At 53.7% G+C, this 15,542-nt stretch carries 16 protein-coding genes; 13 read left to right on the plus strand and 3 right to left on the minus strand.

Annotation, left to right across the window (positions count from 1 at the left end; all coding sequences use genetic code 11):
- Positions 1-25: 25 nt before the first annotated feature.
- From ftsE to TX82_RS17045, 7 genes are all read left to right on the plus strand, one after another.
- Positions 26-697, plus strand: coding sequence for a cell division ATP-binding protein FtsE (gene ftsE, locus TX82_RS10605; protein ID WP_005010256.1), 672 nt, complete (start codon positions 26-28; stop codon positions 695-697).
- Positions 698-861: 164 nt separating this feature from the next.
- Entirely contained in the window at positions 862-1,599 is a 738-nt protein-coding gene (locus TX82_RS10610) for a cell division protein FtsX (RefSeq protein ID WP_222823005.1), read from the plus strand.
- Between the two features lie 38 nt (positions 1,600-1,637).
- The gene (locus tag TX82_RS10615; protein ID WP_005010258.1) at positions 1,638-2,789 is read left to right on the plus strand and encodes a murein hydrolase activator EnvC family protein; all 1,152 of its coding nucleotides are present in this window, start codon (positions 1,638-1,640) and stop codon (positions 2,787-2,789) included.
- Positions 2,790-2,901: 112 nt separating this feature from the next.
- Positions 2,902-4,293, plus strand: a complete 1,392-nt coding sequence (locus TX82_RS10620; protein ID WP_005010261.1) for a S41 family peptidase — start codon at positions 2,902-2,904, stop codon at positions 4,291-4,293.
- 99 nt (positions 4,294-4,392) lie between these two features.
- Positions 4,393-5,400 carry a tRNA (adenosine(37)-N6)-threonylcarbamoyltransferase complex transferase subunit TsaD gene (gene tsaD / locus TX82_RS10625; RefSeq protein ID WP_005010263.1) on the plus strand — a complete coding sequence of 336 codons (1,008 nt, stop codon included), beginning with the start codon at positions 4,393-4,395 and terminating at the stop codon, positions 5,398-5,400.
- Positions 5,401-5,412: 12 nt separating this feature from the next.
- Positions 5,413-6,054, plus strand: coding sequence for an NAD-dependent epimerase/dehydratase family protein (locus tag TX82_RS17040; protein WP_275450584.1), 642 nt, complete (start codon positions 5,413-5,415; stop codon positions 6,052-6,054).
- Positions 6,002-6,412 (plus strand): Rossmann-fold NAD(P)-binding domain-containing protein, encoded by a 411-nt coding sequence (locus tag TX82_RS17045; RefSeq protein ID WP_275450585.1) that lies wholly within the window; start codon positions 6,002-6,004, stop codon positions 6,410-6,412. The genes TX82_RS17040 and TX82_RS17045 overlap by 53 nt, the downstream gene beginning before the upstream one ends.
- Here the strand turns inward: TX82_RS17045 and larB are convergent.
- Positions 6,381-7,148 (minus strand): nickel pincer cofactor biosynthesis protein LarB, encoded by a 768-nt coding sequence (gene larB, locus TX82_RS10635; protein WP_005010264.1) that lies wholly within the window; start codon positions 7,146-7,148, stop codon positions 6,381-6,383. The two genes, TX82_RS17045 and larB, sit on opposite strands and share 32 nt — an antisense overlap.
- Positions 7,148-8,170: an NAD(P)H-dependent glycerol-3-phosphate dehydrogenase gene (locus TX82_RS10640; protein WP_005010266.1), complete on the minus strand. Its 1,023-nt coding sequence runs from the start codon at positions 8,168-8,170 to the stop codon at positions 7,148-7,150. Before TX82_RS10640 ends, larB begins: the two co-directional genes overlap by 1 nt.
- 188 nt (positions 8,171-8,358) lie before the next feature.
- On the opposite strand from TX82_RS10640, the gene TX82_RS10645 reads away from it, so the two are divergent.
- The 4 genes from TX82_RS10645 to TX82_RS10660 all read left to right on the plus strand — a co-directional run bounded on the left by TX82_RS10645 (position 8,359) and on the right by TX82_RS10660 (position 10,579).
- Positions 8,359-9,036, plus strand: a complete 678-nt coding sequence (locus TX82_RS10645; RefSeq protein WP_005010268.1) for a tetratricopeptide repeat protein — start codon at positions 8,359-8,361, stop codon at positions 9,034-9,036.
- A 160-nt stretch (positions 9,037-9,196) separates the two neighbouring features.
- Entirely contained in the window at positions 9,197-10,033 is an 837-nt protein-coding gene (locus TX82_RS10650; protein ID WP_187291954.1) for a M48 family metallopeptidase, read from the plus strand.
- Between the two features lie 117 nt (positions 10,034-10,150).
- Positions 10,151-10,357, plus strand: coding sequence for an SH3 domain-containing protein (locus TX82_RS17200; protein ID WP_005010272.1), 207 nt, complete (start codon positions 10,151-10,153; stop codon positions 10,355-10,357).
- A gap of 30 nt (positions 10,358-10,387) precedes the next feature.
- Positions 10,388-10,579 (plus strand): hypothetical protein, encoded by a 192-nt coding sequence (locus TX82_RS10660; protein WP_005010275.1) that lies wholly within the window; start codon positions 10,388-10,390, stop codon positions 10,577-10,579.
- Between the two features lie 93 nt (positions 10,580-10,672).
- Here TX82_RS10660 and TX82_RS10665 read toward each other — a convergent pair whose 3' ends face one another.
- Complete coding sequence (locus TX82_RS10665; protein ID WP_005010280.1) at positions 10,673-12,940, minus strand: aconitate hydratase; 2,268 nt, start codon at positions 12,938-12,940, stop codon at positions 10,673-10,675.
- Positions 12,941-13,180: 240 nt separating this feature from the next.
- Between TX82_RS10665 and TX82_RS10670 the strand changes: the two genes are divergently transcribed.
- Both TX82_RS10670 and TX82_RS10675 read left to right on the plus strand, forming a co-directional pair.
- Positions 13,181-13,942: an alpha/beta hydrolase gene (locus TX82_RS10670; protein ID WP_005010282.1), complete on the plus strand. Its 762-nt coding sequence runs from the start codon at positions 13,181-13,183 to the stop codon at positions 13,940-13,942.
- A gap of 60 nt (positions 13,943-14,002) precedes the next feature.
- On the plus strand, positions 14,003-15,208 hold the full coding sequence (locus TX82_RS10675) for a leucine-rich repeat domain-containing protein (RefSeq protein ID WP_005010284.1): 1,206 nt from the start codon (positions 14,003-14,005) through the stop codon (positions 15,206-15,208).
- The last annotated feature ends 334 nt before the right edge of the window (positions 15,209-15,542 follow it).

Consider the following 15,542-nt stretch of genomic DNA (forward strand, 5'->3'; position numbering starts at 1 on the left):
TTTGTATGGTTCGGACCGGTCAAGCATGATTCAACTGTACAACGTTTACAAAACCTACGAAGGCAACACGCCCGCCCTGTTCGACATTTCCATGATTATCAAGAAGGGCGCCTTTGTATTTTTGAGCGGACCCAGCGGCGCCGGGAAATCCACTCTTCTTAAAATACTTTTTCGGTGGGAGAAACATGACCATGGGCAGGTTCTGGTCAACGGGATGAACATCGGTAAATTCAAGGAAAGCATGCTTTACCTTCTGCGCCGGAATATCGGCGTGGTGTTTCAGGACTACAAACTGCTCCCTGGGAAAACCATTTTTGAGAACGTCGCATTCGCGTTGGAAATCACCAGCAACCAGCCCCGGCGGTTGATTCGTTCCAGGGCATGGGAAGCACTCAAGAATGTCGGCCTGTCGCACCGGAAAGATGCCTATCCCCTGCAATTGTCCGGTGGCGAGCAGCAACGGGTGGCCATCGCACGGGCCCTGGTAACCGAACCAAAGATTCTTCTCGCCGATGAGCCGACCGGGAATCTCGACCCGGATATCTCGCAGGAAATCCTCAAACTGTTCGAGAAGGCAAACCGGGTGGGAACGACTGTGGTGTTCGCCACCCACAACCAGGACATGCTGGCCAGCGGCAACCATTCGGTTATTACATTGAACCGGGGTCGCATTGTGGACACACGGGTGCTCACGTGAGTTTTCTGATACGAAGTTTTCGAGCGGCACTTTCCAATATCAAATCCAACAAACAGACCTGCTTTGCATCGGTGGGATCCATCACGGTCGCCTTATCCATTTTCAGCCTGTTCATCTTCGTTTACGTTAATCTCAACTCCCTGCTCAGCTCTTGGAGCAACCAGGTGCAATTGATCGTGTACCTGGAGGACGACATTGGGTCGGAGTCCAGAACGAGGCTGGAAAATTTCATTCAGGCAAGCTCGGACGTAAAGCATTTTAAATACGTGTCCCGGGATGAGGCGTGGACAAATTTCAAGAGGATGTTTTCAGATCATTCCGAATTTTTGGGGCAGATGGACCTGAATCCCTTGCCCGCGTCATTCAATATTCAGTTCCATGCCCTGGATCGGCAGTTTTCGGCGATCAAATTATTTGCCGAACGAGTTCGTATCAAGGATGGGGTGGAGTCCGTCGAATACGGAGAAAAATGGATTGGCCGGTTCGAGACATTTATGATTTTCATGAAAGTATTTTTATTTGCACTTGGCGCCTTGTTGAGCATCGGCGCCCTCCTGATCATATCCAACACCATCAAGCTTTCCATTTTTGCCCGCCGGGAAGAAATTGAGCTCATGCTTTTGATTGGAGCGACACCGCGTTTTATCAAGTTTCCTTATTTGCTGGAAGGAGCCTTGCATGGCCTCCTGGGTGCTGCCCTGTCCCTGGCCCTGGTTAAGGGCCTGCAGATCTTTTTGACACTGAATTTTCAGGGTTCGCTGGAAGTCATAACCCGAGGAATGGAATTTCATTTCTTGTCACCGCAATTTGTAGGCAGCATTTTTGTGTGTAGCTTATTCCTCGGTTGGACAGGCAGCTACCTTTCAGTAAACCAGTTCCTCAAAATGTTCCGAAGTCGATGAAAATAAAATTTTCATATTGGCTGGCAGGGGCCTTTGCTATGACCGTGTTGGTCAGCGGAATGGCCGGTCCTGCGTTTTCGAAAGAAAAAGCCTCCAGCCAGGTAGAACATCTTCTGGAGCAGGAAAAGGGGGAACTGGAAGCCCTTCGGAAAAAAATTGAAAAACAGGATCGGGAATTATCCAGAATAGGTAAAGAAGAGACCCGCATCCTGAAAACCCTTCGCCACCTTGAGGATCGGAAGAAACTGCGCGAAAGGGAGTTGCAAATTTACCAATACAATATCCATGTCAATGAAAAACGGGTTGGTGAAGCGAAGGAGGCCATTGCGAGGCACAAGAAACGCCTTGGGCAATACAAGTTGGTGCTGAGGGACCGTCTTCGACAGATTTACAAGAACGGGGATATGTACCTGGTCAAGATTTTGTTCTCTTCAGTCACGTTCAACCAGCTCCTCACCCGTCTCAAGTACATGGAGAATGTCATGGCTTACGACGCCGTGATCTTTCAGGATTACATGGAGCAAATGGAAAAACTCCAGGCGGAAACCGAAAAACTGGAAAAAAGCCAGATCTCGTTGGTTCGATATGAAGAGGAGGCGCTGGAGAAAAAACGCCAATTAGAAGAAGAGGCCGCTTACAAGTCCCAATTCCTCAAGAACGTTAAAACCAAAAAAATCTATGCCATGCAAACCCGCAAGGAGCTGATCAAGGCCTCGGAAGGATTGAACCAACTGATCGGTCGGCTTGAAGAAAAACTGATTCTCAAACAGGGTCTGAGCCTGGAAGACATGAAGGGACGTCTTCAATACCCGGTAAAGGGCAAAAGGCTGAATCGATTCGGCAAAAAATGGGACGACCGGTTCGACACCTACATTGTGTATAACGGGGTCAATCTGGGTGTGAAGGCGGGGACCAGTGTTAAAGCCATTTTTTACGGCAAAGTTCTGTACACCGGTTTTTTGGAAGGCTACGGCAACCTTGTTATTCTGGGCCACGGCAACAGCTACCATTCGCTTTACGGACACCTGAACTCCATCCAGGTCAAGAAAGGAGAAGTTGTGGAAGAGGGGAAAGTGATTGGCCTGTCCGGGAATACCGGCTCGCTGGTGGGTGATGCCCTGTACTTTGAATTGCGCCATAAAGGCAAGCCCATCAAACCTTCTCCCTGGTTTCAAGTTGCCGGAAAGTAAAATTTTTGGGATGTTTATTGCATGGAGAATTGGGTATAATTTAAACAAAACAACTTTTTTTAAGTGGAGAGGGACATTGAGTTTTCTATCTGGAAAATGGGAATCAAAATTAATGAAAGCGGGTGCTGTCCTCATGCTGGCCGGGACCCTCACCCTGAGCGGCGGATTTGTTCCCGTAAATCCAGCGTGGGCCGCGGAAACGGAAGTCAGTGAAGAACACTTTTCCAATCCCGGAAGTTACGACAAGCTGAAAGTGTTTTCTGAAATTTTGGCCCTTCTCGAATCCAATTATGTTGAGCCCGTGGATCCCCAGCAATTGATTGAGGGTGCCATCCAGGGGATGCTGAAAACACTGGACCCGCACACATCCTATCTCCCACCGGATTCTTTCAAGCAGATGAAGGTTGAAACTTCCGGTAAATTCGGTGGCCTTGGTATCGAGATTACTGTGCGCAACGGCATTCTCACTGTCGTGTCCCCTATCGAAGGCACGCCTGCGGACAAGGCAGGTATCAAGGCCGGGGACAAGATCATCAGGATTGAAGACGAGCCGACTCTCGATCTCAGCCTGACCGACGCCGTCAATTTGCTTCGCGGCGAGCGCGGGTCCGATGTCAACATCACCATTTTCCGCAAAGGCATGGAAAAGCCAAAGGTGGTGACCATCACCCGGGACATCATCAAGGTCCAAAGTGTCAAGAAGCGGGTGTATTACGAAAACATCGGCTACATAAAAATCCGCAATTTCACCAAAACTACCAGTCAGGACCTGGACCGTTTCCTCAACGAATTCGAGGAACGGCGGGTTCAGAAACTGATTCTTGATCTGCGGGGGAATCCGGGAGGCTTGCTCAACCAGGCGGTGGAGGTTACGGACCGGTTCCTCGACAAAGAAAATCTCATTGTGTACACACAGGGACGGAGCGACGAACAGAACATGCGCTTCACCACGCATGAGAACCGCAAACATTTCCAATACCCAATGATCATCCTCGTCAATGGGGGAAGCGCCAGTGCGTCTGAAATCGTTGCCGGTGCGTTGCAGGATATGGGGCGTGCCGTCATCCTGGGTACGCAAACGTTCGGCAAAGGGTCGGTCCAGACCATCATTCCCTTGAGCGACGGCTCCGCTCTTCGCCTCACCACGGCTCGCTACTATACCCCGAGCGGCAAGGTGATCCAGGAAAACGGTATCACCCCGGATATCATTATTGAAGATGAGCCTCTGGAAAATGAAAAGTCAGGAGAAAAAACCGAAGCCGAAAAGGAAAAAGATGAAATTCGTAGATTCCTTCGGGAAAAAGACCTCAAGCAACACCTGAAGGGCAAGAAAAGCATTGAAGGCGCCGATAATGAACCGACAGAAGCCGAAAAAGAGGCTAAAGAAGAGCGGCTTGCGGCGTTGGAAGATTTGGAAGACGACATTCAGTTGCGGGAAGCGGTTTCCCTGCTTCAAGGGTGGTCGGTGATGAACAAAATCTTCAAAAGTGAAAACACGAACTGAGTTTTCTCTCTCGATCTTATTCACAAAAGCCGGATTCGGGTGCCCGTTTCCGGCTTTTGATTTTTTTAATCCGAGTATTAAATCCTTTCCGGACTTTCCATGTTGACTCTGGGTATTGAAACTTCCTGTGACGAAACAGCGGCGGCCGTCCTGGAAGACGGCGTTTGCTTGCGGTCAAACGTCATAGCCAGTCAGCACGACATCCATTCGAAATATGGTGGGATCGTGCCGGAACTGGCCGGACGCAGCCACGTCGATAAAATTCATTTCATTATCCAGGAAGCGCTGAAGCAGGCGGGCAAAAATCTGAATGACATCGACCTGTTTGCTGTCACTCAGGGGCCGGGGCTGGTCGGGTCGCTGTTGGTGGGTCTGAATGCCGCCAAGGGGCTGGCTTTTGCCACGGGCAAGCCGCTCATTGGCGTCAACCATCTGGAAGGGCATCTTCTGGCCATTTTTCTTCAGGAGCCGGTCGAGTTTCCGTTTATCGGGTTGATCGTCTCGGGCGGCCACACGGACCTGTACCGGGTGAATGGATTTGGTGATTACCGTGTGCTGGGAAGGAGCCGCGACGACGCCGCCGGGGAATCGTTCGACAAGGTGGCAAAGATGCTGGGCTGGGGATATCCCGGAGGTCCCATCGTCGAGAAACGGGCGCGGGAGGGCAATCCGAATGCTCATCATTTTCCCCGTGCGTGGCTGGAAAAAGGATCTCTCGATTTCAGTTTCAGCGGACTCAAAACCGCTGTCAGGACAGCCATCGCCCGGCGCGGCAAAAACGGCAAGGGGTTGAGCGATTCCGATATCGCCGCCGGGTTTCAATCAGCGGTTGTGGAGGTGCTGGTGGCAAAAGCCCTTTCCGCCTGCGAACAGGAGCAATTGGACCGCATTGTTCTCACCGGGGGGGTCGCCGCCAATGGAGCTCTTCGACAGGCACTGCAGGAAGCCGCTGAACAGCGGGGGGTCCAGTGCTTTGTTCCCAAACCGATTCTCTGCACCGATAATGCGGCCATGATCGCCTGTGCCGGAACCTTTCGTTACCGCAACGCGCCGCCGTCTGCGAGTGAGTTGCTGGCCCTGGACGCCCACGCCAACTTTTGTGTCTGATTTTCCATCCCCATGAACATACTCGTGACAGGCGGGAGCGGTTTTTTGGGAGGACACATCGCCCGTCGACTGCACGCCCTCGGCCACACCGTCGCCGCGCTGGGACGCCGGGATAATCCAGGCCTGCCAGAGGGTATCGATTTTCTTCAGGTCGATCTTGCCGACCGCAAGGCGATGGCCGACGCCTGCCGGGGACGGGATGCGGTGTTCCACAGCGGAGCGCTGACCGGAATCTGGGGTGCCCGCGACACCTTTTACCGGACCAATGTGGAAGGTACGGAGAACGTGATTGCCGGATGCCTGGAACACGGTGTGAGCAAGCTGATCCACACCAGTTCCCCCAGTGTGGTGTACGACGGGATCGATATTGAAAACGGCAACGAGGACCTGCCTTACGCCCGGCGCTATCTCTGCGATTACCCTAAGACCAAGGCTCTGGCAGAACAGCGGGTGCTGGAAGCCAATGGGCAACATGGATTGTCCACGGTCATCTTGCGACCCCACCTCATCTGGGGGCCGGGCGATCCCCACCTTGTGCCCCGCATTATCGAGCGTGCCCGTCAGGGAAAGCTGGTGCGGGTGGGTGAGGGAAAAAAATCAAGTGGATATCATCTACATCGACAACGCGGTCGAGGGGCATGTCAAGGCGCTTGAGGCGTTGTCGGCGGCGAAACCCGTCGCAGGTCGAGTTTATTTCTTGAGCGATGGTGAGCCCGTAGTGTTGTGGGACTGGATCAACGAACTGTTGCAAGCGGTGGGGGTGAGGTCCGTTGAGCGGTCGATCTCCTATCGAAACGGAAAACGGCTGGGGGCGTTGCTGGAGTCGGTGCACCGCCTGTTCGGGTTGAAGGCGGAACCCAGAATGACGCGTTTCCTGGCAAGCCAGCTTGCGACTTCGCATTATTTCGATATAAGTCGTGCACGACGGGAACTGAATTACGAGCCGGTGGTGAGCCCGGTAGAGGGAATGGAGCGTCTGGTCACGTGGTGGAAGGCGCGCCCATTACGTTGATGCGGTGGGCCAGGCATCCGGCGCCGAATCCATTGTCGATGTTCACGGCCCCGACGCCGGTGGAGCAACTGTTGAGCATGGTGAGGAGCGCCGCCACCCCGCCGAACGAGGCCCCGTAGCCGACGCTGGTCGGCACACCGATCACCGGGCAACTGACCAGCCCGCCGACGACGCTGGGCAGGGCCCCGTCCATACCCGCGACTACGACAATAACCCGCGCTTCCCGCAGACGGTCCACCTTGTCCAGCAGCCGGTGAATTCCTGCCACGCCCACGTCCACCAGCTTGTCCACCTTGCTTCCAAGGAGTTCTGCTGTGGCAATGGCCTCTTCGGCAACCGGGATATCGGAGGTGCCTGCGGTGACCACCAGAATCTGGCCGACGGGCTTCGGTCTGGTGGATTTGTAAATCGTCAGCACCCGCCCCTCGGGGTTGTAGCTGGCTTTGGAAGGCAGGTTCTTTTTCAGTTTCAGATAGGCTTCCCGCGCCAGGCGTGTGGCCAGAATGTCGCACCCAGCTTTCAGTTGTTTTTGAATGATTTTTGATATCTGCGGGGCGGTTTTGCCTTCGCAATAGATGACCTCCGCCATGCCGTTGCGTAAAGGACGGTGATGGTCCACATGCGCGAATCCCAGATCCTCGAAGGGCAGGGTGCGTAGCTGTTCCAAGGCGGCTTCGGGTTGAACTTTTTGAGCAAAGAGGTCCTTCAGCAGTTTTTCAATCTGGTGCGGGTTCATTACAATCCTTTAATTCCGGAAAATTCCGAGCCGATGTCAACATTCATCAGGTCCAGAAGGGCGGACTGGGGCGACTTGCCACGATGGAGAACCTGATAAGTTTCCTCGATGATCGCCGCCTGGATGTTCAGGTTTTCTTTAAGCCTGTAAGCAGAAATCACTGTATGCACCCCCTCGGCCACCATTTTCATGCTTCCCGTGATCTGGTCCAGTGATTCTCCCTTTGCCAGCTTCAGCCCGACAGTGCGATTGCGGCTTAGATCCCCCGTGCAGGTGAGGACCAGGTCGCCCATTCCGGAGAGTCCGGAAAAGGTTTCCGGACGGGCCCCCAGCGCAGTGCCGATCCGGGTCATTTCCACCAGCCCCCGGTTGATGAGTGCCGCCCGGGTGTTGAGGCCAAGACCCAGTCCGTCCGAGATGCCGGTGGCGATGGCGATCACGTTTTTGAGCGCTCCTCCCAGTTCGACTCCCAGCACGTCGTTGCTGGTGAATACTTTGAGGAAGGGGGATTCGAACAGGGCTTTGACGCGTGCGGCAATTTCTTCGTTTTCCGCTGCTGCGACTATGGCCGAGGGCGTTTTGCCTGCGATTTCCGAGGCGAAAGTGGGTCCGGACAGCGCCGCAAACGGCTGCGGCCTTCCCAGCGTTTCATTTACGATCTGGTGTACGAATTCCAGGCTGTCGTTTTCGATGCCCTTGCTGGCGCTGATAACCAGGGAATCCGGCTTGAGCAAGGGAGCGAAACGACCGACAGTGGATCGGAGCACATGGGTCGGCACCACCAGGACGATTTCGTCCTTATCCATCACCACGTCCTCGAACCGGGTCGAAGGGTGGATGGAATCAGGAAGGGCCATTCCCGGCAGAAAAAATGTGTTTTCGCGTTTCTCCTTGATGGCAGCGCAAACTTCCGGCTCGAAGGTCCAAAGGTCCACCTCTCGGCCTTGTTCAGCTAGGAGGAGAGACAATGCAGTGCCCCAGCTTCCGGCCCCGACCACTCCAATGCGTGAGGAATCTGTCATAACTGGTTTCGTACCTCGTATCAGGCTTCAGAAAATGTTATTTTCCAAGATGGCAAATTTCCGAATATAGCATTTTACCGCAAAATGATTGTGGAAATTGGGCTTGTGCGCAATTTTTCTTTGTGCTTAAATTGGTTCTCTGCAGTTTTCATTCACCCCGCCACCCTGTGGTTTGAACAGTATTTCCTATGGCCCAGCAACACAAACTCACCAAAAAAGACCTGAAAGAACCCGATTCCCTGCAACGCTTCGGCGGCCGTATGGTCGCATTTCTGGATGCGAACCGGGCTCTGGTGTTTGGAATAGTGGGCTTGGTGCTTGCCCTGCTTGTGGGTTCCTGGTTGTGGACCGAAAGTGAACACAGGAAATGGCAGGAGATGGAGAAACTGTATTTCGAAATGGAAAAACTGCAGAAGCGCCAACAAACCGAGCCGGATGAAAATGTTACAAGCCAGATGCAGGCTTTGCTGAAAGAGTTTTCCGATGGGCCCCAAAAAATACGTGCGCAATTGCTGATGGCGGAAACCTTTTTCGAAAAGAGTGACTACGATTCGGCCATTCAGGAATATACCCTGGTGATGCAGCAGGCCAGGCGGAATTCCCTGAATTACGTGCTAGCCCAGAAAGGGCTTGCGTATGCCCACGAAGCTAAAAAAGATTTTCAGAAGGCCGTCGAAATTTACAAATCTATTATAGACAGCTCTTCCGACTTCCCGCTATTCTATATCCACATGGGTCTGGTCCGCTGTTACGAAGCGTTGAATGACCCTCAGAACGCAAACTTGATGTTAAGAGAAATGAAGAACAAGTTTCCCAGCCATCCGGATCTGGAGAAGGTGGACCGGAAGTTAAGGCAACTCGAGTAACAGGTACTTTCCCACGGCTCAGGGTATGTTCCCACCGTTTCTAAACAGATATTTGATCCATTTCCTTTCTTCCTTCCTCTTTTTGTTTTCCTTGACCTGCCTCGCGGGTCCCGATTCTGTCCTGGCGGTTCCCTTTATAGATAAAGAAACTGAAATCAGCATGGGGCAGAAAGCCGACCCCCAGGTGATTGCCCAGTACGGATTGTACCAGGACAAAGAACTGCAGTTGTACGTGAACCAGCTTGGGCAGAACCTGGTCAGCAATATGTCCAACCCGGAATTCAGCCGCTATTTCTTCAAGGTCGTGGACAGTTCGCAAGTCAACGCCTTTGCCCTTCCCGGGGGATATATTTACGTCACCCGCGGCCTTCTTGCCATGGTCAACAGTGAAGCGGAACTTGTGGGCGTGTTGGGCCATGAAATCGCCCATGTAACCCAGCATCATGGGGCGAAACAGATAATCCGCCAGATCGGTGCACAGATTCTGAGCATCGGAGGCGCTATTGCCAGTCCAAAGAATGCCGGCGAGTGGCTGATGATCAGCACACAATTGTTCAATACGATCAACCTGGGCTACGGCCGCGATGCGGAATTGGAATCCGATGCCCACGGGTTGATGATTGCGCAGAAGTCAGGATACGATCCCAATGCCATGGTTGAATTTTTAAGTAACCTGCGCCAACAGGAAATCCTGACAGGTCAGGTGTACCACAGTTTTCAGGCGACCCATCCGGACACCAAGGAACGGATCATTCGTGCTGACACCCTTTCCGATTCGATCAACAAACGCCATGGTGGAGTCCTTAAAAAAAATCGTGAAGGGTATCTTCAAAAAATAAAAGGAATGGAATACGGCGGACGGGTTCACAAAAGCGATCGGCGGGATTATGATCAGGAATATATCGACATTTATAAAGTGAAGCCCGGCGACACCTTTCGCAGTATTGCCACAGGTCAATTGGGAGACGAAAAAAAGATTGGGATATCGCTATTTTGAATGGGCGCCGGTTGGAGTCCAGGCCTGTTCCCGGAGAGTATTTGAAAATTGTCAGGAAGGGGAAGCCGAGGAAAGACAAAATTCTGCAACTCGATCCGGAAAAGTTTTGACCTTTTTATGGAAAGTAGTATTGTACTGGAAAAAAACTGCACCGTTCACCTGAAGGAAAAGGGTGAAGTCTGCAATCGCCTGAATAAAGGGACCCGGGTTCAGGTATTGCAAGCCCGGGGAAACTGGTTGAAAATCACCTGGCGAAACGGAAAGAAAAAGGGATGGATCGAGATTCCCTGCAATTCTTCCGGAGACCGGGCCGCCCATGCTTAACTTTTCTTTTGGGAGTAATGTGGGGCTTTTATGGGTAGTCCAAATGTAGAAGACCTGGATGATGAAGAACTGCTCGTGTTGTATGAGAACACTAAGAAATTGCTGGAGGCCCGTTCTCAGGAAGACAATTCCAACAACAATAGCAAAAGGCAGTTCCTGCAGGACAAGCTTCAAAACATTGAAGACGAGTTGAGAGTTCGAAGTCTTCTGGACGGCGATTGAGTTTTCGTCCGAACTTCACTAAAAAAACAAAAAACCCGGACCCCTTGGGGGCCCGGGTTTCTTTTTTGTCCGAAAAACAGAAGGCGAGGCTGATTAGCTTGCCGCCGTTTTCTGACTGCCGACATAGTTCAGGGCCGAACCGGCATAGAACCATTGAATCTCCCCTTCGTTCATGGAGTGATTCACTTTGATCTTGTCGGTCGAACCGTCTTCGTGGGTCAGCACCATGGTGACCGGCTGATACGGTTGCAGTTTGTCCAGACCTTCGATTGCGATGCTATCCTTCTGCTGGATTTTGTTGTAATCATCCTTGTTGTCGAAGGTGAAAGGCAGGACACCCTGCTTTTTCAGATTGGCCTCAAAGATGCGGGCATAGGATTTGGCCACGATGGCGCGGCAACCCATGTGCCGCGGTTCCATGGCCGCATGCTCGCGGCTGGAGCCTTCGCCGATGTTTTCATCAGCGACCGCAATCCAGCCAATGCCTTTGTCCTTGTACTCACGGGCGATCTTGTTGAGCTCGTCCACTTTGCCCGTGACCACATTGTGGCCTTTACCGGTTTCCTCGTAATACGCATTTTCCGCGCCGAGGAACAGGTTGTTGCTGATGTTGTCCAGATGGCCGCGGAACTTCAGCCACGGACCGGCCTGAGAGATGTGGTCGGTCGTGCATTTCCCAGCCGCTTTGAACAGCACCTTGAGGTCCTTGTAATCCGCAACCGGGTCGTGTTTCGGGAACGGTTCCAGAAACGCCAGACGCTCGCTCTTCGGGTCGATGATGACTTCACCGGAGTTGGTCGGTGCCAGGTAACCGCTGTCCTTGGAGGCGTAACCCTGTTCCGGATACACTTCACCCTGCGGCGGCTCGAATTTGAAATCCTTTCCGTCCGGGGTTTTCAGGGTATCGGTCATCGGGTTGAAGTTCAGTGACCCACCGAAGGCCATGGCGACCACGATTTCCGGAGAGCTGATGAAGCTCAACGTCTCGGCGTTGCCGTCATTCCGTTTCGCGAAGTTGCGGTTGTAAGAACTGATGATGCTGTTCTTGTCGCCTTTCTGGATGTCATCCCGTTTCCACTGACCGATGCACGGACCGCACGCATTGGCCAGAACCGTGGCGCCGACGTCTTCGAAATCCTTCATGATGCCGTCGCGGGTGATGGTCTGGAAAATGCGTTCCGAACCGGGGGTGACGAGGAAATTCGACTTCACCTTGAGGCCTGCCTTCTTGGCCTGGCGTGCCAGGCTGACGGACCGGGTGAGGTCTTCGTAGCTGGAGTTGGTACAGGAACCGATCAGTGCCGCCGACAAATCCCGCGGATAATCGTTCTTCTCTGCATCCGCTTTCATTTGGGAAACCGTGCGGCCGAGGTCCGGCGTGTGCGGTCCAACGATATGCGGCTCCAACTCCGACAGATTGATTTCGTAAACCTCGTCGTAGTATTTTTCCGGATTCTTTTCGACGTCCGGATCGGAGACGAGAAGCTCCCGGTACTTCTTACACAGGTCCGCAACCGCATCGCGCTCGGTTTTGCGCATGTACACGTCCATGTTGTCGTCGTACGCGAAGATGGAGGTGGTAGCGCCGAGCTCCGCGCCCATGTTGGTGACGGTGCCTTTGCTGGTGGCGCTGAGGGAGCGGGCGCCTTCGCCAAAGTACTCGATGATCTTGTTGGTTCCGCCCTTTGCGGTCAGCATGGTGGCGACCTTCAAGATGATGTCCTTGGAGGCCGTCCAGCCGCTCAGTTTGCCGGTCAGCTTGATGCCCACAAATTTCGGCATGCGGGTCATGAAGCGCTGGCCGGTCATGACGTCCACCGCGTCCGCGCCGCCGACGCCGATGGCGATCATACCCATGCCGCCGGCATTCGGGGTGTGGGAGTCGGTGCCGATCATCAAAGTACCGGGGCAGGTGTAATTTTCATACACGACCTGGTGGATGATGCCGGAGCCGGGCTTCCAGAAGCCCATACCGTATTTCATGGCGGCGGAGCGGAGAAAATCGTACACCTCCCTGTTGGTGTCCTCAGCGGCCTTCAGATCCTCAGCCGATCCGGTGTGCGCCTGAATCAAGTGGTCACAATGTACGGTCGTGGGAACCGCCACTTCCGGAATTTTGGCGGACATGAACTGAAGGATAGCCATCTGAGCCGTTGCGTCCTGCATGGCAACACGGTCAGCGTCCAGGAAAATATCCGATTTGCCCCGCTCCAGCTTTGAAAAATCCGTTGCCGGGTCCATGTGCGAGTAAAGAATTTTCTCGACGATCGTGAGGTCGCGCCCCAGATTCTTCCGCGCGGCATCGAGAACCTTGCCCATGGATTCAAAGCGTTTTTCAATAGGTGCCGGATCCATTAACATTGAATAGCTCCTTAGTTTAAAAATACAGTTGATCGGTGTTATAGTAAGCCCCTCGCTATGGGTTGCCAGGATTTGGCTCAGGGAGGGATTGCTGAAAACTCGTAGAGTCTCAATTTCGAACGGTAGATTCTGCCACGATTACAACAAAATTTCAACTCTCTTAAAGTCTGATTTTTCCCTGTTAACGCTGGAGTTGCGGGTTTCACCGGGGAAAACAGTTGGGAGTTTTCCAGGGGCGCCATGACTTCCATTTTTGACACTCCACAATTCAACCAGAATCTGTTTTTCCCCCGGCCCGATCATGGGACTGGTCCCGCCGGAGCGGAGGACCTGTTCATCCCGGTGGAGGGAGAAATCAAGGTCCACGTTCGCCGCCATCCCAACCCGGAAGCCCGCTTCAGCCTGTTGTTTTTCCACGGTAATGGGGAGATCGCCGCCGACTACGATGCCCTGGCGCAGGCCTATCACCAGTTGGGCGCGGATTTCGTCGTCTGCGACTACAGGGGCTACGGCAAAAGCGGCGGTTACCCCACCCTGCGGGGAGCGCTGACGGACGCGCATGCTGTTTACAAGGCGTTGAAAGAGGGTGGGCATCTTTTGCCCGGGGTCTGCGTGATGGGACGCTCACTGGGAAGCGCCCCGGCCATCGAACTGTGTGCTTCTTATCCGGAGATCAAGGCTTGCGTCATCGAGAGCGGCTATGCCGATCCCATTCCTCTGGTGGAGCGGCGCGGACTCAAAATCGACGCCACCACGCCGGACGAGGACGCGGTGTTCAACAACAGCAAAAAGATAGAGCGGGTGAAATGCCCACTCCTCATCATGCACGGCGAGGACGATGTGCTGATCTATCCCCACGAGGCGAAGTTGAACTACCAGCAGGCGGGGTCGGAGGACAAGGCTCTCCAGATATTGCCCGGAGTGGGGCACAACGACATCCTGATGGCCCCGGATTACGGCTACTTCCGGTGCCTCCTGAGATTTTTCGAACAGGTGGTTTGAGCCCGTCTTTGCCGGGTTTGTTGTACAATGTGAAGCATCACTGATGTTTGAAGGGGAACCATGACCGTCGCCAAAAAGTTTTATAACATCGAGGGGATCATCCGAAACGGGTTCAAGCTGAGCCGGGACCTGTCCACACTGGACTTCCACTTCACCAAGCTGGGCGACTCCGGTGTGGCGGAGTTGGCAAAGTCGCGGTCGGTGCGCAATCTCAGGCGCCTCATTATTCCCAACCAGAAGCTCTCTTCGGAAAGCGCACGGGTCATCGCCGAGTCAGAAAACCTGAGCAACCTGCAGTACCTCAAACTTTACAAGAACAAGCTGGGAGACGAAGGGTGCCGCCACATTTCGCAGTCGCGCAACATGGAGCAGTTGAAATCCCTGCGGCTGGCGTGGAACGACATCGGACCCGAAGGAGTGAAACACTTGTGCGAGTCCAGCAATCTGCAAAACCTCACCAGCCTGGTATTGTCGGAAAACCCCATTGGCGACGAGGGCGCGCGGCACCTTGCCGTCTGCCAGAACCTCCCCAGCCTGGAAATGCTGGACCTGAAAAAGTCGGAAATCACCGACGACGGGGCTCTGGCTCTTGCCGAAAGCAAAAACTACATCAACCTCCAGCGGCTGGACCTGAGCGCCAACAAGCTCACCCAGAAAGGCAAGGACGCCATCAAGGTGTTCCTGACCTTGAACATGATCCGCAAACGATTGAGCGATGACGGCGAGACCCTGGACCTCAGCAAGCTCAACCTGGGCGACGTGGAAGCCAAGGTGGTCTCCGAGTTCGAAGGCCTCAAGGACCTGAAGAAGCTGTACCTGGAAATCAACCACATCACCCCTGTGGGCGCGGGGTACCTTGCGGGGTCCGAATATCTCAAAAACCTCACTTTCCTGTCACTCGACCACAACCACATCGACGATGCGGGGCTCGCGGCGATTGCGGCGTCGGAATATATGGCCAATCTGGAAGTCCTGATGATCGAGCACAACGGGATCACCAACGAGGGACTGAAAGCGATCGCCGACTCAGAACACATGGCCAATCTGGTGCGGCTCTATCTTGACGACAACCCGTTTAACGAAGAAGGCCTCGACTTTCTGCGCGAGTCGGAATACATGGACAACCTGGAGTACCCGGTTCTGGAAGCAGAGGAAGAAGAAGAGGAAGAGGAGGAAGAAGAGGAGGAAGAATTCGAGGATGTCGTCGCCGAGGAGGAGGACGACGAGGAAGAAGACCTCGACGAGGACGAAGAGTACACCACCTAGCCCGCAGGGTGGGCTCCCGGCGGGGTACTGCCCGGTGGCCGCCCGGGCGGGGCCCGGAGCAATCAGGCCAATACAGGTTTTCCCCATCGATGGTCCATGGGCGCAATTTGTAACCCGTACTGCTTATAGCCACCACTTACAACTTAGATACTTCGTTGCCTTCGGCTCATGAGAATGACAGCCTGGGGTAGGAATTGTCATTCTGAGCGGTAGCAAATAATCTTTGTTTTAGTTTTTACTGAATCAAAATTTGCGCCCACCGGCCATCGCATAGGCCACAACGCGGCAGCCCGCCAGCCGCGGACCTTGTCCACTACCAGGAAGTCATCCACAG

It is taken from the genome of Nitrospina gracilis 3/211 (assembly GCF_000341545.2).
In the GTDB taxonomy this organism is placed as follows: domain Bacteria; phylum Nitrospinota; class Nitrospinia; order Nitrospinales; family Nitrospinaceae; genus Nitrospina; species Nitrospina gracilis.